Annotated in this window: 28 protein-coding genes and 1 CRISPR repeat array; of the genes, 5 read left to right on the plus strand and 23 right to left on the minus strand. The window is 37.6% G+C overall.

From position 1 onward, the window contains the following. Positions 1-13: 13 nt before the first annotated feature. The 6 genes from CFS60_RS05435 to CFS60_RS05460 form a co-directional block, all read right to left on the minus strand. On the minus strand, positions 14-1,075 hold the full coding sequence (locus tag CFS60_RS05435; RefSeq protein WP_088838950.1) for an ATP-binding protein: 1,062 nt from the start codon (positions 1,073-1,075) through the stop codon (positions 14-16). After that, positions 1,076-2,371, minus strand: a complete 1,296-nt coding sequence (locus tag CFS60_RS05440) for an AAA family ATPase (RefSeq protein WP_088838951.1) — start codon at positions 2,369-2,371, stop codon at positions 1,076-1,078. After that, on the minus strand, positions 2,371-2,604 hold the full coding sequence (locus tag CFS60_RS05445) for a hypothetical protein (RefSeq protein ID WP_088838952.1): 234 nt from the start codon (positions 2,602-2,604) through the stop codon (positions 2,371-2,373). The genes CFS60_RS05440 and CFS60_RS05445 overlap by 1 nt, the downstream gene beginning before the upstream one ends. Before the next feature lie 15 nt (positions 2,605-2,619). After that, a complete protein-coding gene (locus tag CFS60_RS13830; protein ID WP_159458293.1) occupies positions 2,620-2,796 on the minus strand; it encodes a hypothetical protein in 177 nt (58 codons plus the stop codon). 200 nt (positions 2,797-2,996) lie between these two features. Continuing rightward, complete coding sequence (locus CFS60_RS05455; protein WP_179946601.1) at positions 2,997-3,251, minus strand: hypothetical protein; 255 nt, start codon at positions 3,249-3,251, stop codon at positions 2,997-2,999. A gap of 64 nt (positions 3,252-3,315) precedes the next feature. After that, on the minus strand, positions 3,316-3,501 hold the full coding sequence (locus tag CFS60_RS05460) for a helix-turn-helix domain-containing protein (RefSeq protein WP_088838954.1): 186 nt from the start codon (positions 3,499-3,501) through the stop codon (positions 3,316-3,318). 74 nt (positions 3,502-3,575) lie between these two features. On the opposite strand from CFS60_RS05460, the gene CFS60_RS05465 reads away from it, so the two are divergent. Continuing rightward, positions 3,576-4,169, plus strand: a complete 594-nt coding sequence (locus CFS60_RS05465; protein ID WP_088838955.1) for a hypothetical protein — start codon at positions 3,576-3,578, stop codon at positions 4,167-4,169. On the opposite strand, the gene CFS60_RS05470 is transcribed toward CFS60_RS05465, so the two are convergent. Further along, a complete protein-coding gene (locus CFS60_RS05470; RefSeq protein ID WP_088838956.1) occupies positions 4,132-4,365 on the minus strand; it encodes a hypothetical protein in 234 nt (77 codons plus the stop codon). The two genes, CFS60_RS05465 and CFS60_RS05470, sit on opposite strands and share 38 nt — an antisense overlap. Before the next feature lie 209 nt (positions 4,366-4,574). Further along, positions 4,575-4,952, minus strand: a complete 378-nt coding sequence (locus CFS60_RS05475; RefSeq protein ID WP_088838957.1) for a hypothetical protein — start codon at positions 4,950-4,952, stop codon at positions 4,575-4,577. Positions 4,953-5,247: 295 nt separating this feature from the next. Here CFS60_RS05475 and CFS60_RS05480 point away from each other — a divergent pair, with 295 nt between their 5' ends. From CFS60_RS05480 to CFS60_RS05495, 4 genes are all read left to right on the plus strand, one after another. Further along, entirely contained in the window at positions 5,248-5,622 is a 375-nt protein-coding gene (locus CFS60_RS05480) for a helix-turn-helix domain-containing protein (protein WP_088838958.1), read from the plus strand. Further along, positions 5,609-6,718, plus strand: a complete 1,110-nt coding sequence (locus CFS60_RS05485; RefSeq protein ID WP_159458294.1) for an ImmA/IrrE family metallo-endopeptidase — start codon at positions 5,609-5,611, stop codon at positions 6,716-6,718. Before CFS60_RS05480 ends, CFS60_RS05485 begins: the two co-directional genes overlap by 14 nt. Positions 6,719-6,842: 124 nt before the next feature. Further along, positions 6,843-7,658 (plus strand): hypothetical protein, encoded by an 816-nt coding sequence (locus tag CFS60_RS05490; protein ID WP_088838960.1) that lies wholly within the window; start codon positions 6,843-6,845, stop codon positions 7,656-7,658. A gap of 66 nt (positions 7,659-7,724) precedes the next feature. After that, on the plus strand, positions 7,725-8,855 hold the full coding sequence (locus tag CFS60_RS05495) for a site-specific integrase (protein WP_088838961.1): 1,131 nt from the start codon (positions 7,725-7,727) through the stop codon (positions 8,853-8,855). Positions 8,856-8,950: 95 nt separating this feature from the next. On the opposite strand, the gene rplS is transcribed toward CFS60_RS05495, so the two are convergent. The 15 genes from rplS to cas9 form a co-directional block, all read right to left on the minus strand. Beyond that, entirely contained in the window at positions 8,951-9,295 is a 345-nt protein-coding gene (gene rplS, locus CFS60_RS05500; RefSeq protein WP_088809538.1) for a 50S ribosomal protein L19, read from the minus strand. 140 nt (positions 9,296-9,435) lie between these two features. Beyond that, positions 9,436-9,807 carry a hypothetical protein gene (locus tag CFS60_RS05505; RefSeq protein ID WP_088838962.1) on the minus strand — a complete coding sequence of 124 codons (372 nt, stop codon included), beginning with the start codon at positions 9,805-9,807 and terminating at the stop codon, positions 9,436-9,438. Position 9,808: 1 nt separating this feature from the next. Continuing rightward, positions 9,809-10,555 carry a tRNA (guanosine(37)-N1)-methyltransferase TrmD gene (gene trmD / locus CFS60_RS05510; RefSeq protein ID WP_088809535.1) on the minus strand — a complete coding sequence of 249 codons (747 nt, stop codon included), beginning with the start codon at positions 10,553-10,555 and terminating at the stop codon, positions 9,809-9,811. Further along, entirely contained in the window at positions 10,556-11,074 is a 519-nt protein-coding gene (gene rimM, locus CFS60_RS05515; protein ID WP_088809534.1) for a ribosome maturation factor RimM, read from the minus strand. 9 nt (positions 11,075-11,083) lie between these two features. After that, a complete protein-coding gene (locus CFS60_RS05520; RefSeq protein WP_088809533.1) occupies positions 11,084-11,470 on the minus strand; it encodes a YlqD family protein in 387 nt (128 codons plus the stop codon). A 78-nt stretch (positions 11,471-11,548) separates the two neighbouring features. Next, entirely contained in the window at positions 11,549-12,274 is a 726-nt protein-coding gene (locus CFS60_RS05525) for a gamma-glutamyl-gamma-aminobutyrate hydrolase family protein (protein ID WP_088809532.1), read from the minus strand. A gap of 113 nt (positions 12,275-12,387) precedes the next feature. Next, positions 12,388-13,623 (minus strand): prolyl oligopeptidase family serine peptidase, encoded by a 1,236-nt coding sequence (locus CFS60_RS05530; protein WP_088825437.1) that lies wholly within the window; start codon positions 13,621-13,623, stop codon positions 12,388-12,390. A 354-nt stretch (positions 13,624-13,977) separates the two neighbouring features. Beyond that, positions 13,978-14,208 (minus strand): KH domain-containing protein, encoded by a 231-nt coding sequence (locus CFS60_RS05535; protein WP_088809530.1) that lies wholly within the window; start codon positions 14,206-14,208, stop codon positions 13,978-13,980. A gap of 15 nt (positions 14,209-14,223) precedes the next feature. Beyond that, on the minus strand, positions 14,224-14,496 hold the full coding sequence (gene rpsP / locus CFS60_RS05540; protein WP_088838963.1) for a 30S ribosomal protein S16: 273 nt from the start codon (positions 14,494-14,496) through the stop codon (positions 14,224-14,226). A 78-nt stretch (positions 14,497-14,574) separates the two neighbouring features. Next, positions 14,575-16,212, minus strand: a complete 1,638-nt coding sequence (locus CFS60_RS05545; RefSeq protein WP_088816137.1) for a poly(glycerol-phosphate) alpha-glucosyltransferase — start codon at positions 16,210-16,212, stop codon at positions 14,575-14,577. A gap of 54 nt (positions 16,213-16,266) precedes the next feature. Continuing rightward, positions 16,267-19,095: an Lmo1799 family Asp-Ala repeat surface protein gene (locus CFS60_RS05550; protein ID WP_369823182.1), complete on the minus strand. Its 2,829-nt coding sequence runs from the start codon at positions 19,093-19,095 to the stop codon at positions 16,267-16,269. A gap of 647 nt (positions 19,096-19,742) precedes the next feature. Then, a complete protein-coding gene (gene csn2-St / locus CFS60_RS05555; protein ID WP_088825435.1) occupies positions 19,743-20,804 on the minus strand; it encodes a CRISPR-associated protein Csn2-St in 1,062 nt (353 codons plus the stop codon). Next, positions 20,801-21,124: a CRISPR-associated endonuclease Cas2 gene (gene cas2 / locus CFS60_RS05560; protein WP_088816273.1), complete on the minus strand. Its 324-nt coding sequence runs from the start codon at positions 21,122-21,124 to the stop codon at positions 20,801-20,803. Before cas2 ends, csn2-St begins: the two co-directional genes overlap by 4 nt. Continuing rightward, positions 21,121-22,032 (minus strand): type II CRISPR-associated endonuclease Cas1, encoded by a 912-nt coding sequence (gene cas1, locus CFS60_RS05565; protein WP_088816272.1) that lies wholly within the window; start codon positions 22,030-22,032, stop codon positions 21,121-21,123. The genes cas2 and cas1 overlap by 4 nt, the downstream gene beginning before the upstream one ends. Before the next feature lie 166 nt (positions 22,033-22,198). Further along, complete coding sequence (gene cas9, locus CFS60_RS05570; protein WP_088825434.1) at positions 22,199-25,480, minus strand: type II CRISPR RNA-guided endonuclease Cas9; 3,282 nt, start codon at positions 25,478-25,480, stop codon at positions 22,199-22,201. Between the two features lie 125 nt (positions 25,481-25,605). Then, positions 25,606-26,698: direct repeats of the CRISPR family, unit length 36 nt; unit sequence GTTTTAGTACTCTCAGAATTTTAGCTACTGTAAAAC. Positions 26,699-26,734 lie beyond the last annotated feature (36 nt).

A 26,734-nucleotide genomic window follows, 5' to 3' on the forward strand; every position in this document is an offset into this window, starting at 1 on the left:
TTGCTTATTCCTCCTATTTTTTCATTTCTCGAATCATTCCATAAACGGCGTCCCAAGCGCCTATTAGCGATCCATTGACAAAGCCTAAATCATAATTTTCAAAAGGCGTACCTAATGGATAGTAGCCACGCTCCGCTACTACTTTTTGGAGCTCCTCTAAGGTGACATGGTTTTCTGCCATTAAATCTGCGAGAGGTGGCGAGATAGTACGAACTACTTGTAAGTCCTCTTCACCTATTTTCTCAGGTGTTATTTCTGTTGAGGTTACATTTTGATTGGAATCTTCCATATTAAAAGGAACATCTTTCAATTCTTCGGCTGTTGGCGATTCTATTTCACCTTCACTAGATGTCTTAGTTGCGAATATATGCGCAATAGTGGTATAATCCATATCCAATTCATCTGGTAACCCAAATCGATTCTTAGCATCCCATGACGGGTGGTGGGTCGTATGAATAACACGTTTTCCTCCTTGTGCCTTCATTTTATTCGTTTGGCTGTCCACAATCGCATAAGTCTTATAATTCATGAACAGCACCATATCCGCCCATTCTTTTACGAGTGAGGAGGTACGTGCACTTGTCTTTTTGCCAAGTTTTAATTCATATCTGTCGAATGCTCCCATTTCATCTGGCAGCTCAAATTTTCGAACTTGCGCGTGAGCCGTGAGCACAATATTAATGCCTGCCTCTACTAATTCAGATAACTTATTTAAAAAACGTCCAAGCTCTTCTTCTAACTTGATGTAGCCAGTTCCATACCCGAAATCTTCAATGGACGTCTTATTTTCTTTACTACAGATATGCTCAATTGCAATCCGTTCTGCCCAGTCGATTGTATCGATAACAAGCGTTTCACAAGGTTTATTTTGCTTCACAAACTCAATTTGTTGTAAAAGCATAATCCATGATGTTGGCTTATCCAAACGCCCCACATCCATATTAGATGTACTGCCTTCTGTATCGATAAAAATTGGGGTTGGAAATTTTGAAGCAAATGTGGATTTTCCAATTCCTTCTGGACCATATAAGACTACTTTTTGTGCACGAGCAATTTTGCCATGAGTTATGTTCATTTAAAATTTTCCTCCTTCCCATGGTTTTGTCGTTTCTTCTAATGGCTGATGTTCTTGCCCTTTCACATAACCGTCTTCAATGATAATGGAGCATTCTTCTCCCGTGCTCACTCTCGTGGCAATGGCTTGTAGCCCTTCTTGTACGAGCCACTTCCCGAATTCTTCTAGGGTGTTTGTGTCCATTTGTTCGAGCTTATCAAGCAGAATAAATCCACAATCTGGTTTTAATTTCCGGACGATTGCTGTTGAGACGCGGAGCTGGTCTGAACCGCTCATATTGTCCCATTTCTTGCCGTTATACGTTAGTTCTCCCTCTTCCACTGAAAGGTTAGAAAGTGGTAAATCAGCATTTTCAAGTAAGGCTGTTTTATTCTTGCGGATTTCTGCCAATTTCGTTGTACAGGCATCATATTGTTGTCGGTATTCAGCAGCATCCGTTTCCGCTTTATCTTTATCCAAATTAGCTCGGACTTTTCGATTAATTTCATCAATGTTTGCAATATTTTGTTCCAATTCAGCAGTAGATTGGTCTTGTAATTCAGCAGTAGATGTATTGGCAATTTCTAAATCGCGTTCCGTTTGTACATGCTTTTCCTTTAATTCATTTAATTGGTATTCAAGACGTGCAATTTCACTTTGCTCTGCATCAAATTGCATTTTAATTTGTTGTACATGCTCACGCTTACGTTGATTTTCTCCATTATTCGCCAAGATTAATTGCTGTTGCTGGATTAATTCTGACGCTGAAATAAGCTCCTTGGGGGCATCTGAAAAGTACGGTTGTTCTTTTGCAAATTTAGATTTTTGATCCGCAATCTGTCCGATGCTTAAACGTTTGTTATAAATATCTGACTCTTCTTGTTCTAATTGAAGTAACTCTTCTTTCACACCGATAATTTGTAATAAGGTTTGAGCTTTTTCTTTGTTGTTAGATTCCATAAAACGTGGCAAATCAATAGCTAGTTCTTCCACAAATGAATTGAGTAATTGTTGTCCACCTTTTTCTCCATTTGGATCAATGACTTTTAAATCTGAATTTTTACCTTTACGTTCTACAATTAAACCGTTACTTAATTTCAAATGGAGATGTGGTGGGGTAACAGAACCTTCTCGTTCGGCTTGACTTGGGCGATATTTATTTCCACCTAATCCCCATGCAATCGCATCTAAAACGCTGGTTTTTCCTTGATTATTATTTCCTCCTACGATTGTGAGTCCATTTGAAATAGGTTCTATTTTGACCGCTTTGACACGTTTTACATTTTCAATTTCCAGTTGATGAATTTTAACAGGCATTATTTACCATCCCCTCCTTCATTTGAATTTATTTCAGAAATTTTCTTATGAATCTCAACATGTTTTAAGGCAAAATCTAGTAATCGTGTGGTCACGTCTGATAAATTTAAACTTGCCTCATTTGCAATATCATCTATGGCTTTGTAGGTCTCTCTGTTGATTCGGACTCGCGGCCATTGATGATTGGGCAGTTTCCGTTCTTTTTTGACAAAAATAATTTTATCCTGTTCCATAGTAAAAACTCCTTTTTATTGAATAGATTTGTTTATTTTCTTTCCTTCTGTTACAATATCGGTATAGAATTTTTGTTGAGTGCTTGACTGGCGTGCGACCTGTCGAGCATTCTTTTTATGTTGTAGAAATATTCCTACCCAAATTCCGCAAATTCCACTGATTAAACTACCTAAAAATAGTACGAATAACATGTCATCACCTCTTTTTTCTAAATTTAAATTTAGGTTTAATAAGCACGTTGCCTCTTTTAACCTCATAATCTAACTGATAATTCATTACTTCTATGACGAGATACTCTAGCTCTTGCAAATTACATTCCGGTATTCGATCGCGAATTCGTTTGGCAAATGCAGGACTATGCTTTGAAACAATTCGAAGATGATAATTGATTTCATCGAGGAGTTCCCATCTGGCTTTTTTCATTATGCTCACCCTTTGTTTCCTTATATTTATTTTTTGATTTCCAAATTAAAAACTGTTGGTAAATCTCTTCTATAATCCATACTTCTGAACTTGTTGGATTTACATATGCCTCTCTATATTCGGAGTTATTTTTAAGTTCGTTTATTCTACGTTGATAAGTTGATTCGGAATATTTATATTTTTCTTTAAATGTTTCTTTGTCTAAAAAATTCCGGAGAATCATGGAAGTTTATTCCCCTTTCTAATTTTATAGTTGTTAATAAACTCACTTTTAGGGTACCCCCTTCTTACATCTTCATTTCGAGGAGATAATCACGAATTTTCTTCTTCAAATCTAAGCCTTCTCTTTCGCCGTTTAATACTTGAGATAAATAAGCATCTGTACATCCTACTGCTTTCGCTAAATCTCGTTGTTGTAAACCTTTTCGCCGAAGTTCACTTCGGACATAAATTCCAAATTCTAAATTGGACATAACATTTTAAAACCTCCTTACCTTTTATATTTCTCCAAAATACTGTATAATTTTCAGTGAATGGAGGTGAGTAAATGACTTTTCTTCAAAACAACATCGTACCTATCACCGCTTTTTTTGTTTCATTAGTAACATTTTATTTTGCTTTATCAAATTATTTGAAGCAGCGTCCAAACCTAAAATTACAACAACGGAATATTCAAAAGGCAGCAGTTATTATTGAACCAGACCGATATTCTAACGATAATCCTGATGTTCACCATAACATTCCTTACCGTGTAATCTGCGAAGTTGTGTTGACTAATGATAGCTCCTTACCGATTAGTATTATCGAATTTAAATTAAATAATGATTTGGTATTCAATAGTTATTCGAAGCCTGGAAACACATATGAATTCACCGAAAGCAATAAAAAACAGATACCTGAACATGAATTTATTATTTTTAAAGGCACAAATGATGAAGTAAAAGAAGTATTTCCTGTCGGCGATAACTTCCTAACACCACTTATCAAGCTTGAACCATACTCGTCAATCAGAGGGTATTTGTACTTCAAGTTTCGAGACAAAAAACAAGTCTGTGTAGGTGAAAATAAACTTCAGGTCATTACATCACGGAAAGATTTCGATTTCAATGTAACCGTTGATGAAGCTCTCTACCGCCATTAATCTTTCCCGTTAGATAAATTTCATCGGGGTACATATTAGTACGTGAATGGAAAAGCTCTGTCATATAATCCGTTAACTGTTCTTTAAAATTGACTTCATCCGCTACCATATGACTTATACTTACTAATAGTTTTTTCATAGTTTTTAACTCTTTCGTGATTTCATCAAGATTTTGCTCTATCTCACGCTTTTTCATTTAGCAGGCCTCCTTTTTTTCAATCAGTGTGTGACAATTGCTAAAGTGATGTTAGAAACCACACTTGAGCAAGAATAATAAGTATCGAGTAAAGAGCATAAAATGCAACAAACATCACATTTTTTGTTGTGTGTCAACTAAAAACAAGACGCACTATTGTAGCTAATGTAAGGGTTACAGCTACAAAAGGAATAAACATCGTGTTCTCCTTATTCTTTAAGCCCAAAAGGATTAATTGCAAATTCCTGCTTCTCAATTATTTCATCAACACATCTTTTGATTTTGCTTTTTTCTTCATCGGAATAATCTTTTACCTTTAGTTCATCAAGTATGTGCGCTCTTAAATCTGCATTTGTACCGCCTGTAAATGATGCTAGCATGTCATCCAGTAATCCCTCTAGATTTGTTTGCTTAAGTCCAAAAGGATCATCTTTTAAATCTTGAAGACTACTTTCCAACCCTTCGAGATTTTCCACTATCAGGTCTTTTAATTCTTTGCTCGCCTTCGCGTTTTCTGCTAGAACGCGGAGGCTTTTTTCGATAGATTCTAATGCGTTTATGATACGTTTTTCTTGTCGTGAGTCCATTTACGACTCCTCCTTTCCCATATTCTGAAATCCTTTCTCGTTTAGTTTTCAAGCTAATTATTTAGCTAAACATTGACAATAATTAAACTTTATTATAGAATGTAAACATAGCTAAATAAGCCAATATAAAGCCATAAAAACGTTGGGGAACGTGTACGTGAGGCTGTTATTTATTGTGCTCTACTAGCTAAATAATTAGCTTATGAACACAGTATATTAAACTTTATGATAGAAGTCAAGCGTTTTCTATACTAAAGTTTAATTTGTTTTCCGCTAATAGAGAAAGGTGCTTGATATGACCACATTTGATAGAGTTAAAAAATTAGCAGAAAGTCAAAAAATATCTATAGTCGAATTGGAAGAAAAATTAGGCTTTGGTAGAAACTCTTTGTATTCTTGGAAGAAAAAAACTCCAAACGGAGATAGCCTCCAAAAAGTGGCAGATTTTTTCAATGTATCGACTGATTATTTACTCGGACGAACAGACATTAAACTGCCTTTAGAAGCTGATAATGCCACGAGCGAAAGTAGAGAATATTCCACTATACAAAGGTACGCTAGAGGATTGGACAAAAAAGATCAAACCAAATTAATTAAAATTATGGAAGCTACTTTCGACGATTTGAAGAATGGAAACATAAAGGATGATGAGGAAGATGACGACTTATAAGCCTGATTTCGAAAAGGCTGAAAAAAAAGCTTACGAAGTCATCTTAGATTCCGGCCTTAGGAAAACTCCTGTAAATTTAAAAAAAATAATTAATTCAATAGATAATCTAACATTACTAAGCTATAAGAAGTTTGGGAAACTCAGGGGACTTTCTAAAAACGAAGTCAAGCAGTGGACACAAAGTGAAGAAGGGTGCCTGTGGTATTGCAAAGAGGATGACCAGTATATCCTTCTATACAATAATGCCGTAACACACATAGGTAGGAAAAGATTTACGCTAGCGCATGAGTTAGGCCACTACTTTTTAAAACATAACGAGAGAAGTGAAAGAAGTTTGCTTTCTAGAAATGCATTATCTCCTAGTGAGATTGACGCGTTCGAAAAAGAAGCAAATCTATTTGCTAGGAAATTACTCGCCCCTCTTCCGATCGTTGATCTTTTACTAGATAACCTAACGAAAATAAGCCAAGATGTCATAATGCAAGTTTTTGATGTATCATTCACAGTTTCTGGAATCGTTATAAAAGATTTAAAAAGAAGAGCGGAGCATGGCATTAGTAGAACCCCGCATCGAATTGCTAACCATTTTAAAAAAGATATTTATAGCTTAACCCATTACTTCCAATGCTCGAGATGTGGAAATTCCGATTTCAAAAGGTCAGAATGCTGTCGAATTTGCGGAGGTACTGAATATGTAGAAAACTCAATTAGTTTAGAAACCTTAGGGTCAAAATATAAATCTGACTTAATTAACTGGGAAGGGGGATTTAAACGAATGATATATAAAAAAATAGAAACTGATGCCAACGGTAGGGTATATAAATGCCCCACCTGTGAAAATGAAAAACTTGACGCTACTCAAAATAACTGTCAAGTTTGCAATACTTACCTATACAATCAATGCTCTGGATTGTCTGATACAGACTTTGCGGCGGCTAAGTATAGTGCACTTGACGCAGTTGCTGAAAACCTCGGATGCGGTAAAAAGTTATCAGGGGATGCTCGTTTTTGCTCCTGTGGAAAAATGTCAACATTCTTTCTCGATAACGTATTACCTTCCTGGGAACAAGAGAAAACTAATTCCAACTCTAATTGACCGTTTATGAATGTGTAAAATAGACAAAATATTCTCTATTTTTGTCTAATGCGTGAAATACAAGTGTTCTATTTTCTGATAAAATAAAAAGTTGGAAACGCATACTAAAAATGGAGGAATGGGAATGAAAAATATTTTACTTGTGCTGATGGCGGCTCTATTAAGTGTGGGGCTAACAGCATGCGGAGATGAACCAAAAGCGGAAGAAAAGACGAAGGTTGAAACAAAGAAAGAACCGAAGAAAACGAAAAAAGCGCCTGAGAAAAAAGAAAGTACAATCGTTGAACCTAGTGCAAAACAGGTGACGACAAACACCGACGGCTCCTATCAAATCTCAGGGACAGCAACGCCAAAAGCAACGATCAATTTAGATGACGTGAAGGTAATCGCAGATGACAACGGGAAATTTACAATTAAAAGTAAACTCGATGGTGAAAAAATGTTTTTTACGAAACGTTTATATTGTAGCCTAGAAGGTATGGATAGCTCTTTCGCTGATGTTACAGTGGTACCGAACGCTAATCTTGAAGAAGAAAAACCAAGCTTACCCGCAGAAGACCTAAACGCAATAAAAGGTGCATTCGGGGACATGGAAGCTCTTTACAGTGAATATACTCAGCTGGGCGACCCTTTTACAGATGAGAACTTAGATAAGCTCAAGGAGTTGAGCAATAAATTGTACGATGCAAGAATGAATCTGACTAAGATTAATGGTTATACAGAAGAAGGTTCTCAACAAGCCTCTCAACTAAAAGAAGCAATTATTTCTTATGCAGAAAACCTTCAATCTCTGCTGAACAGCACAAAATATTACATTGAAGATAGCCAAGTCGGAGATATCAATTCAGCAGATAAAGACAAAATGAGGGTTAACGAAGCCTCTCAAAAGGTGCCTCAATTGAAATCAAACGTAGAGGACGCACTAGTTGCCTTTCAATAAAGCCCGTTCTTAGGGCTTTTCATTCAAGTAAAAACAGAACGTACATTCGAAAAAGGAGGCTTTTCAATGTGGATAGAAGAATTGGCAAACGGAAAATACAAATTCGTAGAACGCTATAACGACCCTCTGACTGAAAAAAACAAAAAAGCATCAATAACACTCGCAAGCAACTCTAATCGCGCTAAAAAAGAAGCACAGCGGCTTCTAGATGATAAAATTTCAGTTTTATTAAAAAAACAACGGACAACAGAGAAAAGTCTTACATTTAACGAAGTTTACGAGCAGTGGAAACCGTTGTATCAAAAACAAGTAAAATGGAGTACGTACTTTTCTACTGTACAGGTTTTAGATGGATTTATAAAGGTAATTGGCGAAGATGCATTAATTACTAAAATTACATCCCAATATCTAATAGAGGAATTAGAGGACTTAATATATGGAGAGCGTAAGTTGTCTAATCGTTCCACTGCTCTTGTAAAGTCAAAAGTGAAATTAGTTTTTGAATTTGCAAAAAGAAGAGGCTACATTGTGGATAATCCAATTGATAAAGTTTCCATTCAATATTCAAGGAATACCGATAATAAAACAAAGACTAAATTTTTAGAGGACGAGGAATATGCTCATATTGTTGAATATACAGAAATGAAAAACGAAAGGTATGCTCTTTTATTTCAATTCTTATATTATACAGGATTACGTGCGGGTGAAGCCCTTTCATTAACACAAGACAATGTTGTGCTTGAAAATGAACATGCTTATATAATAGTGAATGGAACGTTAGAATACAAAGGCAAAAAAATCCACGAACAAGAAAAATCCACAACAACTAAAACATCTGCAGGAATGCGTGAAGTTGATTTACCGACGAAAGCCGTCCAACTATTAAAACAAATCCACCAGTTAAATGCTGCAGTTGAATCGGATTTTATTTTTTCCACGAGTCGTGGTACCCCAATTCAAATTACCGCTATCAATACTTTTTTGAGGAAAGCAAAAAAAGATTTAAACATAGATAAACCACTAAGTAGCCATATCTTTCGCCATACTCATGTATCAAAATTAGCCGAATTAGGTACTCCATTGTTTGCTATACAAGATCGCGTTGGGCATGAAAATAGTAAAATAACAGAGCAAATATACTTGCACATTACAAAAGGGATTCGTGAAAAAGTGAAAGATAATATTGAGCGTTTGTAAAAGATTTGCCCCTTTTTTGCCCCTTTTCACTTTTTAGGCTTCAATGAGACAAACCCAAGATAAACAAAAACCCTTGATTTCTCAAGGGTTTAAGCTTAACGAATTTCTTTAATACGAGCCGCTTTACCGCGTAAGTTACGCAAGTAGTAAAGTTTCGCACGACGAACTTTACCGCGACGAATAACTTCTAGCTTAGCGATACGAGGTGTATGTACTGGATACGTACGTTCAACACCAACGCCATAAGAAATTTTACGAACTGTGAAAGTTTCGCTAATACCAAAACCACGGCGTTTAATTACAACACCCTCGAAAAGTTGGATACGTTCGCGCGTACCTTCGACAACTTTTGCGTGAACACGTACAGTGTCACCAGGACGGAAATCCGGGTTGTCAGTTTTTAGCTGTTCTTTCGTAATTTCTTCGATAAGTTTATTCATCTTATTCTCTCCTTCATACAAATATTCATACGTATTAAGAACGAAGCGGAATATTGTTATCAAATCTGGAATAGCCCAGATACTTAATTAGATTAACACAAACTTCTTTGACTGTAAAGTTTTTTTCTTGATAGGCTGGATTAAAATCTCGTAATCTTAATATTCACAGCTGTACCGTATGCGAGTTGATAGACGCGGTCGCCGACAAATTGTTCCGTGAAGTTACAGTAGATTATCCCGTTTCCCCCGACGTCAAGCGCTTTTTGTTGGAGCTCTTTAAGTAAGTTTTCAAAGCCGACTGTTTCTAAAATCGCTTCGTCGTCTGACTTCAATTTTTGGCGCACACTTTTTGCGAAAACGACCGTTAGAACATCGTGATTGACATTAATGCCACCCGTTGACACTTGCACATTCTCCCAAGTTTCGCCAATTCGTTTCTGGTCATTTTGCTCAGATACATATTCTTCCCGATTTTTATCCCGAACAGCTCGGTCTTTCCCAAAAAAAGTCATATTAACGCTTCCTTTCATCACATTCTTCTTCTATTTCATGTAGCCATTCTTGCTCTTTTTTGGATAAATTGTATGTTTCAAGTAAGTCCTTGCGGCGTAAAAACGTTCTCCGAAGCGACTCTTTGTTTCGCCATTCCTCAATTTTCGCGTGGTTCCCACTTAAAAGCACATCTGGAACCTGCATGCCACGAAAGTCAGCGGGACGCGTATAGTGCGGATGTTCAAGCAAACCGCTTGAAAATGAATCGTGCACCGCAGAATCAGCATTGCCTAGAGCGCCTGGAAGCAGCCGAACAATGCTGTCCGTCATCGCCATTGCCCCGATTTCGCCGCCTGTCAAAATGTAGTCGCCAATTGAAACTTCGTCGGTTACAAGATGCTCGCGAATGCGTTCGTCGTAGCCCTCGTAGTGCCCACAAATAAAAATGAGTTGTTCTTCTTCTGCAAATTCTTCCGCCATTTTTTGATTAAACGGCTTACCAGCTGGATCCATCAAAATGATGCGCGGCTTTTTATGTTCGAGTTGTACATGTGACACGGCATCGAAAATGGGTTGTGCCTTGAGCAACATACCTGCGCCGCCGCCATATGGATAGTCGTCCACCACCTGATGCTTTCCTTCGGCGTATTGTCTAAAATCTGTCACCGCAATGTCCACGATGCCTTTTTGAATCGCTTTGTTCATAATGGATTCAGATAGCATGCCGCTGAACATTTCCGGGAAGATGGATAAAATATCAATTTTCATTTAATCTAGCAACCCTTCAAGTGGCTCGATAACAATTTCCTTGCTCCCGATATCGATTTTTTTTACAACGTCAGCAATATACGGAATAAGCATTTCTTTTCCGCGCTCTGGTTTCACAACCCAAACATCATTCGCGCCTGGCGTCAAAATCTCAGTAATTTCGCCGAGTAAAAGGCCGTCTGAGGTGCGCACATGACAACCAATAATTTCATGAAAATAATACGCGTTTTCCTCTAATTCACCTAGCGCTTCTTCTGGCACTTTTAAAATGCCTTCCTTCATTTTTTCTACTTGATTAATCCCAGTGTAGCCTTCAAACGTTAGCAAGTCGAAATTTTTATGCACGCGGTGTGAGCGTACCGTAAGTTCAATTGGCGTATTTTCATTTTTTAAATACAAAAAAAGTTTATTGCCTGTGCGGTAGCGTTCGCTTGCGAAATCAGTTCTTGAAATGACGCGCACTTCGCCCATTAGTCCGTGTGTATTCACGATTTTTCCTACATTAAACATCTTTCCCATAAGTCACCTCTAGCGTATTTCTGTAATTACTCCGTCCGTTACAACAATCGTTTTACTAAGTGTGGCATCGCTCCACTCATCGCCAACTTGAACATCTACAATCGTTTCAAGCTCGCGTTCGCGAATTTCACTCCCAAGCGGTAGCGTTTCAAGTTGTTCCATTTGAAATTCCACCAACTTGATTTTCTCTTGGCGCAAGTTTAATTCATGTTCAAAATATTCATTAACACGCTCTGGCTGGTAACGGTTTTTATGTTCCACTTTTTTTTGTTCAAATAAAAGCTGTTCACTTTCTGTTTCTAAAAGGCGTTTTTGCTCTTTATAATACGTTAAAAGTTCAAGTTTGCTTTGTTCCGTCAAAACTTGCATAATGACTACTTTTTGAATGAGTTTCACTTTGCACCTCCAGACGCGTTACTACTATTTTTATTTTATCAGTTTGCCGCACACTTTCCAAAGGTTTTCTAAAAAAGCTTAGTTTTTCTTACTTGCTTTTACAAAAAGGGCGAATAAATCTTCGCTCTCTCTGTCCATTTGGAACATGAGTTCAGGGTGCCACTGGACGCCGATGAAAAAGCTTTCTAGTTCGTTTCCTTCCACAGCTTCAATCATACCGTCTTGTGTACGCGCTGTGACATGTAGACGACTAGCTACTTTTTTAACATACTGGTGGTGCAAGCTATTCACACGCTTTCTAGTGCCATGAACTGTTGCTAGTAAACTTCCTGGATCTATATCAATTAAATGGGAGCCGAGTTGTTCATCTACTTGCTGTAAGTGTTGCAAAAGCGAACCTTCTACGTACTTCCCGTCTTGATAAAGCGAACCGCCAAGCGCCACATTGACTACTTGCATACCACGGCATACTGCAAGAATTGGCGTTTTAGCTGCGAATGCTTGTTTCGTAAGTTCAATTTCAAATGCATCGCGAATGGGTGCATAATCGGCAATTTCAGGAAGCGGTTCTTCTCCGTAATAAAACGGCGTAATGTCTTGTCCTCCCGTCATTAATAAGCCATCTACTAACCCGATCATTTGCTTGGCGCTATCTGGGTCATCAATCGGGATAACAATTGGTAATCCCCCTACTTTATGAATCGCATCAACATAGCGTTGTTGCGTATATGTGACACGATGCCCGTAAAATTTATCAATACCTTTTGCGAGCCTATTTCCTGTAATCCCAATAATTGGTTTCATTTTCTCTACCTCCTGACCTCAATTTATTTTACCCCATTCAGAAGGATTTTACTCTGTTTTTGCAAAAAAGAAAAACTCGCCTGGATTTCTAGCGCCAGACGAGTCTACTTCGATTATTTTACATTTGACACAAGCCAAGTTAAAGCTTGTGAATCATTATACGCTTTTTCCCATGAGGCGTGTGGATTTGGTGCCACTAAACCAGACGGGTACTCTGTCATTTGAACTTTCTTACCTCCTGCATCTTGAATCGCTTTGACCGCTTGAAGCGAGCCTTGAACACTGTTGACAGGATCATCTTCTGCTTGGAATGTCCAAATCGGAATATCTTTAATTTTCGCAGCATCCGCTTTATCTGGCGCTAAATACCGTGCGGAACCAACTTGAATGAATTCCGAACCTTCATGATACATATAGCCAGCAATTGGCATCGCAGCCGCGAAGAAATTAGGATTCTCCGTTAACATTTTCCAAGTTCCTGTCGCTCCATTGGAAACACCTGAAATATAAATTCTTGATGTATCAATATCGTCATTTTCCGAAACTACTTTATCAATTAGTTTTTTCACTTGTTCCGTCTGCCCTTTACCGAACCAGCCTTCGCGTGCTTCGTCCCATGGAACTTGAGGTGCTAGAACGTAACTAGGCGTTGTTTGTTGGAATGACATTCCTGAAAAAGTTTGCGGTCCATCTGTACCGAGCAATTGCATTTCATTGTCCTCACCGCGTTCACCTGAACCGTGAAGATAGACAACAAGCGGTTTTTTCTCACTACTATTCTCCCCTACTTCCGGAGAAAATAGACGATATTGCATTTTATTTTTGCCATCTTCAAATGTGCTCGCTTTAAACGTATCTAAAATAGGCGTTTTAATTTCACTAATTTTTAAAGCATCGGTTGCTGCATATTTCGTGCCTTTAGCCGATTCAATTTCGTCCGTTTGTGCAACTGTATAAGTTAAGTTTGCGCGTGTATTAATAAATTTCTCAATATCGAACACGAGTGTGCTCGCATTGGCATCATTTGGATTTAATTCTAGTACAACATATTTCCCTTTTTCACTAGGTGTGCCCGCTGTTTGCTCTTCGCTCGTATATACTGCTTGAATAGTACGACTCTTTGCTCCTGCAAAAACAGAAAAATCAGATGTCGCCAATTTATTGCCATTTATTTCTTCAGGATAAGTTAAGATGACGGCTGAGCCAACTTCTCCTTTATCCACAACTTCTGTCACTAGTTCCACTTTTTTAGCATCAATTTTCTTTGCGGCTTCTTCAGTTGATGAACAAGCTGCTAGGCTTAAGCTCGCCAAAACCAGAAACGCTAATGAGTACCATCTTTTTTTCATCCTTAAATCTCCTCTTTTCGCTCTCATTCTAAAATAGTCAACCACAACAAAAAACAGGCAAAACCTCTTCACGATAGAAAACTACCGAAAAATTGGTTTTGCCTGCCGCACAGTAACAATCCACTATTTGATTATAGCTTAGCACAAATAGAAAGCGATTACAAAAGGCGTTTTTTCCTATTTCAAAAACTGATTTTCGCTCATTTACTAAAAATAATTATAATAAATTACATCGTATATATTTAAAAGTAATGAAATGCACAATATAAAAAGTAATTTTAAGTAAAAAGAGCTAGGCGTATTAACCCATCCAGAGAACATAAAAAGAACTCGGTTTCACCAACCGAGCTTCTTTTATTCGATGATTTCAAGGCGTACCTTTTTGGCATTTTTAGCGCCAGCTGCGTAAACGAGCGTCCGAATTGCTTTTGCGATTCGACCTTGTTTACCGATAACTCGTCCCATATCATCTTTCTTCACTGTCAATTTATAAAAAACAGTGGAATCTGTTTCTTCGATTTGAAGTAAAACATCTTCCGGATGGTCAACAAGTGGTTTTACGATGGCGATAATCAAATCTTCCATTCGCAGGCCCCTTCCTTATTTCCCTAATTTTTGGTTATGGAATTTCTCCATGATGCCTTCTTTAGACAAAATGTTACGAACAGTGTCAGAAGGTTTTGCACCATTATGCATCCATTTTAAAACTGCTTCTTCATTGATTTTAATTTCAGCAGGGTCTAGTAAAGGATTGTAAGTTCCTAGTGTTTCGATTGAACGACCGTCACGTGGGAAACGAGAATCCGCAACTACGATACGGTAGAAAGGTTTTTTATTAGAACCCATGCGTTTTAGACGAATTTTAACTGCCATGTTTATATACACCTCCATAAAGTCTTACACAAGTATATATATTACCAGTAAAGGATTTGTTTGTAAAGTGTTTTTTCTTTACAGAGTAATTTTTTCTGCATTTTCCTGGCAAATTAACGCATAAAATTTCGCATAACCCGAAATATTGTGCTCCACATCGTCAATCCGAACGCGAAACGAGTGATGCCGAATAAAAAAACTGTCCGTAATACGTGCCGGATTTTTAAAGTACATGGCTACTTCTGGATAAAACAATCCGTTTAATTGGTAGTCGGCACGCTTTTGAATGACTTCTCGCAAACGTTCTTTTGAAAACACACTTTCCAAAGGGCGATTCATTTCGAGTTTTCCGTATAGTTCATGGGCGGCAAGTGTCAGTTCGAGGAAGGTAGGAAAAGTTGTTTCACGGTGGTAAATAAAATCCAAGTTATCAAACGCATTTTGCATGCCGAACAAAACGTATTTTTCATCTGGAATGTAGGTTGCGATTTCATTTGCCGCATAGCTTAGCCAGTGATCGTGGTTGCGCCAATAGTTTTTTGCAATGAAGTTTTGAAATGCGCTCTCCGCACCTCTTAAATACGCCTCGTTTTTGCTCACGCCGTATAGACGTAGCAAGCCTAGCACGGCCTCGCCTTCGTAATAAATAATCCGAAACGGATCTTTCACTTCCATAGTTGGGGCATGCAAGACGTGTGTGAAACTGCCATCCTGTTCTTGTAGCCGTAAGATTCCCCAGGCGAGTTTTTCCGCAAGCGGAAGGTCTTCATGATTTTTCGTAAGTGTCATATATTTTGAAAAAGCAAGCAGTGCGGCAGCGTTCGCCCCGAGTTTTATTTCGCGCAGCTCCGGCTCGGTCACATACGCAAAATCTTCTTTTTCAAGGATAAAATTTTGTTTTAAATAAGTGAGGGCACGAATTGCGGCCGCTAAAATCGTTTGATTTCCTGATACTTCATACGCTTCCAGCATCGAATATGTCGTACTCGCATGGCGCAGCGTATTGTAGTGCTTAATCGTTTTATCGAAGCAAGCAAAATACCCATAATGGAATTCACCTGTTTTTTTCACTTGTTTAGCTAAATAAATCCCCGCATTTTCAACGATTTGCTTCACTCGCTGTTCAGTCAATTGTTCCTCTCGAACCCCGTGAGCTAATTCATCTGTATGTAACGTAAAAACGTCTTTCCCATCAAAAAACCAACTGTACGTGGAAAAGGTTGTCACATTCGTATAACCGTTAAGTTGCAACGGTTTTCCGTGTTTTCCCGCTTGAATCAAATAGCGATTTAAATTTTCCAGATTTAAACAAACGTCTTCTTTCCCGGCTTTTAAAACCGCATTCCCGTTTAATTCTTGCTCAAGTAAAGCTTGTTCAAATTTCTTATCAAAACAAATACCTTTGCGATAGTAATTTTTTTTCGTCTCTAAAACTTCTTTATTCCACACATGCAGAGGAAAATCTTCGTAATTAAATGCGACGTCAACTTTAAATGACACCAAATCATCTGTTTGATTTTTCTTAAGTGCTCTTAAAATATCGTCCATCAAACTTCGAAGTGACATACGACTAATATTGATTACTTTGGCGCGCTTGTTTTCATACCCGAGTGAAAGAAAACCATTCCATTTCATTTCGTAGGTCATGTTATCTTTTGAAAGCAACGTTTCCATAGCGCTATTTTCAATTTTTTTAAAAGCTGTTTCAAATGGCATCTTAAAAACTCCTTTAGAAATCTCCCCGCTCATTTCGAGCGGGAAGAATCATCATTATTTATTCGCTTTTCTACGTTTTCTACTAAACAACCCAGCTAAAGCAGCGAGCATTCCTGCACCAATCCACGGTGCTGCTGAACTTGCTTCATCTCCTGTTGAAGGAAGCGAAGAGTTCATTGCCATTCCACTACCAGATAACGTACCATCGCTATTCGAATACGTAATCGATGTTCCGCCACCAGATGATGTGTTGGAAACATTCGTTGGTAATGGAACACCTCCTCCACCCGTCTCAACATCATTTGGTTGAACTACCGCTAGTAGTGTTTCACCTGTTTTCGTTTGACCATCATAAACGGCTTTAATTGTAAAACCTAAAATATCGCCAGCTTTCAAATCTAAACCATTTGGAATGTTAAGAGTAAAATCTCCGTTCGCAGAAACCGGAATTTCAATCGTTGAACCATCCGGCAAGGTAACCACAATAAAGAATTCTGTGCCATCAGGTGCATCAGCAATGGCATCTTTTACCATAGATTTGATATCTTTATACGGAATTGTCCCTCTAACAATCTTATCCCCCGCATGAATCGGCTTAACAGACGGCCGATCAACCAAGAAATCCCTCCAGTCAATGTCAACATCGGCGTCGGCGTCAGCATCGGCATCGGCATCAGCATCAGCATCGGCATCAGCGTCAGCATCGGCATCAGCATCAGCGTCAGCATCGGCATCAGCATCAGCATCAGCATCAGCATCAGCATCAGCATCAGCATCAGCATCGGCATCAGCATCGGCATCAGCATCAGCATCAGCATCGGCATCAGCATCAGCATCAGCATCGGCATCAGCATCAGCGTCGGCATCGGCATCGGCATCAGCGTCAGCATCAGCATCGGCGTCAGCATCGGCATCAGCGTCGGCATCAGCATCAGCATCGGCGTCAGCATCGGCATCAGCATCGGCGTCAGCATCAGCATCGGCATCAGCATCAGCATCAGCGTCAGCATCAGCATCGGCGTCAGCATCAGCATCAGCGTCAGCATCAGCATCAGCGTCAGCATCAGCATCAGCGTCAGCATCAGCATCAGCGTCAGCATCAGCATCAGCGTCGGCGTCAGCGTCAGCATCAGCGTCGGCGTCAGCGTCAGCATCAGCATCGGCGTCAGCATCAGCGTCAGCATCAGCATCAGCGTCAGCATCAGCATCAGCATCAGCATCAGCATCGGCATCAGCGTCAGCATCGGCATCAGCATCAGCGTCGGCATCAGCATCGGCATCAGCGTCAGCATCAGCATCAGCATCAGCATCGGCATCAGCATCAGCATCGGCATCAGCGTCGGCATCAGCATCAGCATCAGCATCGGCATCAGCATCGGCATCAGCGTCGGCATCAGCGTCAGCATCAGCATCAGCATCGGCATCAGCATCGGCATCAGCGTCAGCATCGGCATCAGCATCAGCATCAGCATCGGCATCAGCATCAGCATCAGCATCGGCATCAGCATCAGCGTCGGCATCAGCATCGGCATCAGCATCGGCGTCAGCATCAGCATCAGCGTCAGCGTCAGCATCGGCGTCAGCATCGGCATCAGCATCAGCATCGGCGTCAGCGTCAGCATCAGCATCAGCATCGGCATCGGCATCAGCATCAGCATCGGCATCGGCGTCAGCATCAGCATCGGCGTCAGCATCAGCATCGGCATCAGCATCAGCATCAGCATCGGCGTCAGCATCAGCATCAGCGTCAGCATCGGCATCAGCGTCGGCATCAGCATCAGCATCGGCGTCGGCATCAGCATCGGCATCGGCGTCAGCATCAGCGTCAGCATCGGCATCAGCATCAGCATCAGCATCAGCATCGGCATCAGCATCGGCATCAGCATCGGCATCAGCGTCGGCATCGGCATCAGCATCAGCATCAGCATCAGCATCGGCATCAGCATCGGCATCGGCATCAGCGTCAGCATCAGCATCAGCGTCGGCATCAGCGTCAGCATCAGCATCAGCATCAGCATCAGCATCAGCATCGGCATCAGCGTCGGCATCAGCATCAGCATCAGCATCAGCATCGGCATCAGCGTCGGCATCAGCGTCGGCGTCGGCATCAGCATCGGCATCAGCATCAGCGTCGGCGTCAGCGTCAGCATCGGCATCGGCATCAGCATCAGCATCAGCATCAGCATCAGCATCAGCATCGGCGTCACCTACATCCGTAACCAATGTTCCACTCGCTGCTCCAGTTGTGAATAAGTCTACATCTAAAAAGTTATCCCCACTAATCGCTGCGAATTCTAATGTACCATCAGGTGAAGCTGGGAGTGCCATTATTCCTAAAGCTGCTAAATCAATTGTTAAAACAAATGTATTAGTTGCTGCTACACCAACAGAAGCCAATCCATGATCAATTTGCGCCCCTATTGCGTTGTGCGTAATATCAAGTAATAAATCATTTCCCGTTACCGTTCCAGTATGTGGCGGAATTCCAATTGGTCCCACTTGAAGAAGTGGAATACTATAAGATAATGTTGTATTTGCTCGAATAGCTGGGTTAGTCAATAAACTACTTAATTCATCAGGGAGTTGAAAATACGTATAATAAGTATCTACTAGGCCTATCGATGCTAGTTGTGTCCCTGATAAAGTGAGTGTCAATTTACCATTTGCATAAACTGGATTTAGTTCTGCATTCCCCAATAAATCAACAGTCGCTGCATCGGCTTTTATCCCCCCTAATTGAATGGTAGAATTTAGCCCATCCAAATTAAGCGAAACTGGAGAAACCATCATTGTTGTGGTTGTAACCAGTGCCGCTATTAACTTTGCTTTTCTCGCTCGCTCATCATTCAATCTTTTCTTATAGTTGACTTTATTTCTTCCCATCATTTTTCCCCCTATCGCCGTATCCCTTCGGCGAGTATTGAAAATCCATGAAAGGGCCCCCTATGTTTATCACAACTGTTCATAAAAATTTGCGTATGCTCCCCTTAACATCTACAAAGACCGAACAATCTCTTTGCCTAAAAACACGATATTAATTTTTCAGAATTATGCACCCCTCCTTCGCCTGACTACCAGATTCTCTAGTTGATTATCTATAATATAATGAGTAATGTGGAAAAAATAAAGTAAAAAGTAGCTTTCTGATAAAAATAGTTCTTTTGGTTCTTATTGAATAAAAAGTTGGATAAAATCAGGATTTTAAATACATTCGATAGTCTTTAGTCCCTTTAGCTCATAGTAACTTGGATACAACTAAAAAGAAGTAGATTGCACACCTACTTCAAATCAGTTAATTTTTTTCAAAAAAACAAGTTTCTTCATTAGTGAAATAATTCACATATTAAGTTTCATAGCAAGCGAACAAAAAATGTATCAGCTTTAGAGCTAAAATTCTGAGAGTACTAAAACCTGTCAAAGAATCAAAAAGTGGAAAGTTTAGTTTTACAGTAGCTAAAATTCTGAGAGTACTAAAACTCAAATTAAGGTTTTAAAAACTACTGATTTTTTCTATCTTATCATAAAACTTATTAGCTTTCATACAAAAAATTATACTCTAGTTGACTATGAAGCATTGCCGGAGCTGGAGTAAACTCAAAGTATTGGAATAATTCGTTGATTAATTTAATTAAAACTAACTCTTTAACATTCATTCGAATACTTTGTTTTTTGCTCGTAAATAAATATGGCGCAACAATTTTTAAACATGATAAAAATTCATGGTAAGTTGGAATAATTTTATCCGGATAATGAGAACAGACACGTTCATATAAAGTAACGCTATCAAATAATGAGTGTGCTTCTTCACCCATAACTAATATACTATCAATGTATTCTTCGCTAACATAAACGTATCCGATTTGACTTGGAAATACCATGCAGTAAAAATTAGAATATTTTAGTGTAAGTTGTTTTATGAGATCCATGACTTCCTCGAATTCATTATAACGTAACGTATCATCAATATTTTTAATCATTAGCAATATGGTTTCACTAGAAGTTTCAAGATTTATTTCTAACAAATCCAATAAAATCATGTATTTTGTGTACCCATCAATATATTCAGTTGCATATGCTCCATCTTGATACATTGGTGTGAATGATACATTTTTCTGGAGCAGTGATTTTGAATTAAATTCCTCCACAACAACCTTCCATTTATACTTCTGTTCTTCGTTCAATTTTTGTAATTCTTCATTGGCATTTAATTGCTTCTCAATTTGAGACATTTCTTGATTAATCTTTTCTATATACTTTGATATTTCCAGCTTTGCCATCATCTGATTTAACACATCAAAAGTTGGTGTTCCTTTATTTGCATTTAGCAACCCATGAATATCAGTGATAGACTCAATTATGATTGTCCGAAACTTATTTCTAGACAGGTCATTACCATCTTCCCAAATTTGAGGTTCAGAGTAATTTAAAATGCTTAATTCTGATTCTGTATATTTATGCTTGCTTAAATACCATGACATGTTTTGCCAAAGCTGTTGCTTTAATTCCGTGTTATCACCAATAACTTGTGTGAGTTGAGAAAACTCCATTTCTACCCGTTTTAACTTAGGATTTGAAAAAGTAAACTTACTCATAAAATCACCATCCGATTAGCGCCTATTTTTTCTTCCTGCTGAGCTTTCTCACCTACTATTAAAATCATATCTTCAAATTGTTTCTCAGTCACTGTTAATAATCGAATATGCCCTTCATTAGGCGACTTGGCGGCAATTCTTTTATAATATTTTTTAGCAAAAACCCGATTTGGACATGTTCTCACATACACAGAATACTGGAGCATTTCAAAACCATTATTAATTAATGTTTTTCGGAAATAACGATACATTCTTTTTTGTTTTACGGTTTCAGTTGGTAAATCAAAAAAACAAATAACTCTCATTACGTCATACCTCACTTTTTAGAAGCCCCCTCGAAGCTTTTTATATCAATCACATTAATTTTGCTTAAATCACCTGTTTCCATGTAGTTAATAAAATCTTGAATGTATTTCTCCATAATAACAAGCAGTGTATAGTGACCATTTTTATATTTTGTGCGCATGTTTAAAAGGTTTATTAATGCTGCTCGATTTTCAAATGTTAAGAATTTTTCTTTGCGCATGTTCTCGTATACCCAAACATCCACAAATGGTCGGAAAGGCTCGATTAAGTCATCAACCAGATTAAACTGATTATACTCACTTCGATGAAAAATCCCTAACATCGGTTGTAGACCATACGCAACTACGAGCCTAGCGATTTGAGCTCTAAAAATACTATAGCCATAATTCAGCCCTGCATTAATTGGTAGTTCATCATCCTGCCTTGTAAAATCCTTTCCGAATAGGGCATTAAAATAAATTTTAGCAGCATGTCCTTCCCGATTTGATTTATCATAATGCTCGATTTCAGATATATATTTCTTTAGTTTTTGTATAGGTTCTTCATCCGTTTTTACTAGAGAAAGCACTTGAGATTGTCCGTAGATTTTTTGTTTAATAATATGTCGCCAGCATTCACCTTTCATTTTTTCATCCCAAGAAATTTGGGCTTGAATCATCTTACTAGCACGTGAATGTCCGTTGTAGCTATGATAAATTCCTGTAGGGGTGTACGTATGGTCGCAAACTATAAGACTAATATTATAACTTGCCAAAGCAGATAATAATCTTGTTGTTATATTTGTCTGTAGACCTTCAAGAACAATAATTGAAATATCACTAAGAGGTATTACGTATTCATATTCTTCTTTTAAAATAACTACGCTATCTAGTTTTAACTTTATATGCTCACTATCTTTTACCAACACAGTACGCCAAGTCATAAATATTTCCTCCTTCTAGCTGTTTAAAACAAAAAAACTCCCCCATAAAATGGGAGAGCGATTTCGGCATAAAGCCTTATTTCAGTAGGTTCTCAGAATTTTAGCTACTGTAGCAAGCGTCCTTGCATTTTCATTTTATCTCCCTATCGCTAAAAAGTCAAGAACTTTATTTAATTTTCACGATATTACTCAATGTTATTCGCGGATCTTTTTCTTTTTCAACTTTAAATAAATTACCAAGCACATCCGTTTGATATTTGTTAAAAACTCTTGTTTTTTTGGTAATAGTTGGCATTGTTTGCTTTGGATATTCGGCCTTCTCTATGGGTTTTACCTCTATACGATTCTTACCACTTTCACTTTTCGACCAAAAACGATAACGTTGTAAGCTACTAGTATCTTCACCAAATTCAATAATATCTTCACGATATAAGCTGAAACAGAACTTCATTTCATCGTAAATTTGCGCATTCTCCAAGAGTTCTTGGTAAGCCTTTCCATCAATCAAATATCCTTGCTTTGAAAATGAAAACAAGCTATATTTAACACCGATTAAATAAAATTGATTTTTCACTTCATCATAATAAACATCTGCACGATAAGGAGTAATTGATTGCAACACAACTTTTTTATTTTTCGGCAACGCTGCTTTATTTTTATCAGTTATATCTATTTTCTGTCCCAAAGCATTATCAATAAATTTCAAGCTTGTCACTGGTGCGCCCTTCCCCTTTTTAGAATATTTCCGAATCAATCCATGTTCTTTTTTATAGGCTAAAAACGGGTTGTCAGCATCAGGATATGTGTTCATAATTTCTTCAAGAATAGCAAATGTTTGTGGATCATGTTGATACATTAAAAATTTTTCCTTATTTTTAATGTAACGTTTCTTAAATTGGTCAACATATGTTTTCGTATCATAAATGTTTTTAATTTTGCCAACAACATATTCGGCACCTTCCCATTCACGAGTCGAATAAATTGTCGCATCACTAATTTTACGATTTGCTTTCTTACTTACTTTGTAAGAGTATTTAACGCGTTCTTCAATGCCTTGCAAACTTGTTTTAAAGTTCAAAAACGGCTCTTTATTCATCATTTTATTGTATTCATCTATTGTTAGCTTTTCAAATGGTACAATTTCACCTGTTTCTTTATCGTAAAGTTTCCCTTCGTCTGAGACTCCTGTAGATGCTCTCTTCCAAAGACGTAAATTAGCAGTTGCTGCAACAATTAGCGCATCAACAGCATGATGTGAATGGCTTTCATTTCGATTTTTAGAAATCCCCCATTTTTTTCTAAGTTGGGAGGTAAACTTACCTCGTACGACCTTAACTTTAGTATTCATATCTCGATTACTAAAATATTGTTGGAAACTATTTAAGACTACCCTTGAAGCATAACGTGTATCCACAAGATTACGAGCAATAAAACCTCTCCTAACATCCCATTTATTAATATCTTCTTCAAATAATAGGAGTTCTTTCTTTTTATTCGAGATTTTCTTATTTTGAAATAGTTTTTCAACAGATTGTTTATACTGCTCATAAGTCCAATTTCCTGACTTACTTTTATAATAATAAAATGGTGTTTGCTGACCTTTTCTTTGATTTTCCCCTGAAAAGCAAAGTACTTTATTATTCAAACTATCGTCTAAAGAAATCGACTGAGGAATAATATGGTCAACCTCAAACATGTTATGTTCACGGACTAAATCTACAATCGATATCCTTTTACCACTATATAAACAGAATTGATCTTGCTGATACCATAACCGCAGCTTTGTTGCTAGTTCTTTGTGATTCCGAAAAGCTTCATCTGGAAAAGCATATTCTTCCCTTGCTCGTATTAAAGCTGCTTTCTTCTCTTTTTCATTTTCTCTTTGGAACTTTTCAATCATCTTTTTTTCTTCTTCACTTGTCTGATATTCTCTAGGCATTTCGATAATAACACTATCCAATTCACCATGTTTTTTTAAAATCGCATTCGTGACTTTAATTGTTTGCCTAATACTTCTAGCCGCAATTGGATTATAAATCTCTTTAAGAATTGCATCACTATTAATATATTTTTCTTGTTTCAAAGAATGTATTTTCACTTTGCTTAACTGCATTGTGTGGATAATTTGCATTTGATTTTTACTTGTTTCATATAATTCTGGAATCATTGCTTTCATAGCCTTTAAAGATAGTGAATGCCAACCTGAAAAAGCACCTTTTTTATTTAATTGCAAACAAACTTCTAAGTATTCTGCTTTAATATTAGGTAGCTTCTCATTGCATTGCTTTTTAATTTCAAGTGTTTCTGAATTGAGTGTCATAATCTTCATGAGTTCATCATAATCATCCTCAGAAAGCCGCATATCCACTTCCGCATCAATTAATGCATTATGTACTTTACGATAATTTTCAAAAGTATGCATTTTAGGTTTCCTATTCTTATCAATTCCATAACCTTGTATGTCCTCTATTTCGCAGTCGCAAATTGATGCAATATACTTTAATAAATCTTTTGTACCCATCTTTTTGCTATTCTTTACCTTATTGATGATGTCATGTTTGTGATCTTTTGATAATTTACCCGATTCTAAACCAGAAATCTTCAAATTATTTAAATCATTTAATAGATTAAATTCTTGTGCTACGTACGACGAACGTGCAGCTCGAGTTTCCTCAGGGAAAACACTGCATTTCCCAATAAGTATTTCAAATAAATTATCCCACGTTTCTCCATTCGTTCGATAAACACCATAATCAGTTCTGCTATTTTCATTTCCAGGACCAATGAAATATTCTCGTTTAGAAGTCATAATTTCTATAAATTTATTGATGAAATCATCCGTTATTTGTTTATGAAAAGCTTGTTGCGTAGATAAAATCTTTCTAGCCTCATCGATATAACTTTTTGTCGGGAAAATGTTAACAAGAAAACTACTATTATCTGTATGATCTTCAATTTCTATAATCCCTCGAACTTGACCATATTTCTCAAAACGTTCCAACTGTATTTCGCAAGGTAATTTTCCACTTTCTAATTCTTTCATATTTTCCTTTAAATGCTCAGATTTGATTGCACCTTCTTCAATTACATCATCTAAATAAGAAATCCCTCGGCGTTTAGCTAAGTGCATTAGTGCAGTATAAATTTCTGATACTTCTAGTTCTTCATGTAGCCCCTTCACTCTTAACTCGTAAGGGTTTTCATTCACTTTATTACAAGTACTTATACCATTTTCCATAAGTAAATGTTTAATTCTTTCTCTTCGATGCTTTTTACGTCTAGTTAAGCGTCTAGATTGACGGTTAATTCTCCTATCTTCATTAGCTGAAGCGTCCCGACTACTAAATAATCTTACCCCAGTATCTATTACTTCCCCATTTGTAGCGTCTATAATTCCCCATCCTACTGAAGCAACACCAATATCTAGGCCTAAAACCAATTTTCTCATATGATGATCTCCTCTCACCTTGTGTACTAATCAAATTATACAATTTAGCGAATAGAAAATCCAATATATTCTGTGTTATAATAAAAATAAAGTAGTTTATAGAACCTTAAATTGACGAATTTGAGGTTTTAGTACTCTCAGAATTTTAGCTACTGTAAAACTTTCCTCGTCAGTCAACTTCCTGTCGATGTGTTTTAGTACTCTCAGAATTTTAGCTACTGTAAAACATATTTATATCCTGTATAACTAGATTTGGCAGTTTTAGTACTCTCAGAATTTTAGCTACTGTAAAACGGTTTGTTTTTATAATGCCTTTAACCATAAGTTTTAGTACTCTCAGAATTTTAGCTACTGTAAAACCGTGACGATAGTGTTGTGACCTAATCGACGGTTTTAGTACTCTCAGAATTTTAGCTACTGTAAAACAATTCCGTTGATGCTACCCCAACAGATTTCGTTTTAGTACTCTCAGAATTTTAGCTACTGTAAAACAAGTTACAACGATGAAGATATTAGCAATTTGTTTTAGTACTCTCAGAATTTTAGCTACTGTAAAACGAATTAGGCAGTTCTTGGGACGATGTATATGTTTTAGTACTCTCAGAATTTTAGCTACTGTAAAACAGATATGTTCAAGTGCCGCATTTCGTTCCTGTTTTAGTACTCTCAGAATTTTAGCTACTGTAAAACAATTTTTTTTCAGTATCACTCATTGATTTTGTTTTAGTACTCTCAGAATTTTAGCTACTGTAAAACTGTCTTATACGATGTAAAATCCATCTTCCGGTTTTAGTACTCTCAGAATTTTAGCTACTGTAAAACTGGTTCGGTCGCTTTAGGTACCTATGCGGTGTTTTAGTACTCTCAGAATTTTAGCTACTGTAAAACTTCTTCCGCTATCATCAGATGTGATTTTATGTTTTAGTACTCTCAGAATTTTAGCTACTGTAAAACTTACTCGGACGATTTCATTTTGAAAAATTTGTTTTAGTACTCTCAGAATTTTAGCTACTGTAAAACAATTGACGGACAAAGGTTTGTATTGGCAAGGTTTTAGTACTCTCAGAATTTTAGCTACTGTAAAACTGTAACTTTTGACCTAAAAACACATACGGTGTTTTAGTACTCTCAGAATTTTAGCTACTGTAAAACTTTTGCCCATGTCTGCATCAGCGCCTAGTTGTTTTAGTACTCTCAAATCAACAAACTTACTAAATAATGGTACATTCCCAAATATCGAATTGGCGATCCTGC

Source organism: Listeria sp. ILCC792, from assembly GCF_900186135.1.
Lineage (GTDB): Bacteria > Bacillota > Bacilli > Lactobacillales > Listeriaceae > Listeria > Listeria goaensis.